This window comes from Pseudoflavonifractor sp. An85 (assembly GCF_002161235.1).
Lineage (GTDB): Bacteria > Bacillota > Clostridia > Oscillospirales > Oscillospiraceae > Enterenecus.
This window is the reverse complement of record NZ_NFHE01000086.1, coordinates 1-1618: the sequence shown is the minus strand read 5'-3', so window position 1 is coordinate 1618 and position 1618 is coordinate 1. Positions and strand designations below refer to the sequence as shown.

The 1618-nt window shown below is 60.4% G+C and carries 1 protein-coding gene and 1 pseudogene; both read right to left on the bottom strand.

The genetic code is table 11. The features are described 5' to 3' along the window. On the bottom strand, positions 1 to 950 hold a 950-nt coding region (locus tag B5G37_RS14400; protein ID WP_143482994.1), incomplete at its 3' end, for a hypothetical protein. 73 nt (positions 951 to 1023) lie between these two features. Continuing rightward, positions 1024 to 1618: pseudogene (locus B5G37_RS15815) on the bottom strand (hypothetical protein); the annotation flags it as partial.

Sequence of the window (1618 nt, the reverse complement as noted above, 5' to 3'; positions counted from 1 at the left end):
ACGTCCTCAATGAGCACCCACTGGTAGGTATCATCCATCTTGGCCCACCGGTATGCCTGTCCCCCGGCGGTGTCGTTGTCCACCACGTAGTACAGGTCTCCCAGGTGGTTGATCTTGTCTTCCTCGCTCTCCCAGGTGTTGGCGGGGGCGTTGTCCAGGGTGGGAATTTCTCGGTCAAACCAGGTCTGGATCTGCCCGTCGATCTGTGCTTGGAGCCCGTCCAAGCTTCCAGTAACAGCATTGGTGAAATCCGTCAAATGCTCCCCCAGCTGCTCCAGCTGTTCTCCCTGGCCCTCCACGGTACCGGTGAGGTTGGTGATGCTTTGGGTCTGCTCTGCCACGGTGGTGGTGAGTCCGTCGGCGGTGAGGGACAAGTCGACCAGCTTCTCGCTCTGGCTCTGGATGGTACCCTCCAGGGTACCGATGTTCTCCCCCTGTGCGGTAAGGGTGCCCTCAAATTCCGTGAGTTTGGTCTCCTGCTCTTGGATGGTGGCGGAAAGGCCTTGGGCAGTAAGCTCCAACTGGGCCATCTGTTGGGCCTGGGCGGTGACGGTGCCTTGGATGTCCGTAATCATCCCGTCCTGTTCCCCCACCGCCACCTGTACTTCCTGAATCACCTGGATCTGATCCTCCACGCCCTTCTGCAAGTCCTGGATGTCCTCTTGCTGGCCCTGCACCGTAACCTGGATGCCGTCGGCGGTAGCTGCCAGTTGGGTAATGCGCTCCCCTTCCCCTTCGATTTGGGCGTAAATGGGGCGGGTGAGGGCACTCTCCCAGTTGTTGAGGGCGGTCTGGTTGACGTTGGTCAAGTCCAGGTTTTGGGTGGTGTAGCGCATCTGTTCCACCAGCATGTACAGGTAGTTTTGCAGCTGCTCCAGCTTTTCTTGGGTAGTCTCGTCCCCGTTGAAATTGGGAAATTGGCTTTCTACGTACAGCCAGTTGGATGGCATGTGTTCCACTCCTCCTTTCTCAAACAGGGCACCACCGCCGAGGGGCGGTGATGCCCTGTTGTGGTGAGCCTGGTTACACCCTTTCCGTGTAGTCCAGGCTGATCCATCCGGCCCCGGATTTCAGCTTGCCCCAGCGTTTGGCGCCGGGGCCGTCCGCCTCTTCCACAATGGTGTACACCCCGGGCTCCATGAACCCCTGGGCAGCGGTATCGGTGCCGGGGCCGCTGCGAATGCGCAGCTCGGTCACCGATACCTTGACGGTGTAGGGGGTAAATGCGGGGGTGGTAGGCTTGGACGTGGAAGCCCCGCCGTTCACCAGGGTCAGGTCCGACTTGCGCACGGCAGCCACCACCACGCCGTTGTAGGTGATGACACACCGGTCGCCGCTGATCTCGCTGACCACGTGGTCTCGCTCATACACAAAGGAGGCCAAACTGTCCCCATCGTAGGTCTTGGCCCCCCGCTTGAGGCGCACCGTGGAGCCTTTGACAATCTCATTCCCTGTGCCGGTGCTGCCAGAGCTGTTGGAACCTCCAGCGTTCCCTCCGGTAGCGGAGCCCATGGCCTTGGCCACATCGGTGCGGAAGGTGTCCATGGACTTGCCAAACTTGGGGAACCAGTGCATCACATCGGCGTGATTACTGGCAATGCCCCGCTGGTAGCCCTCG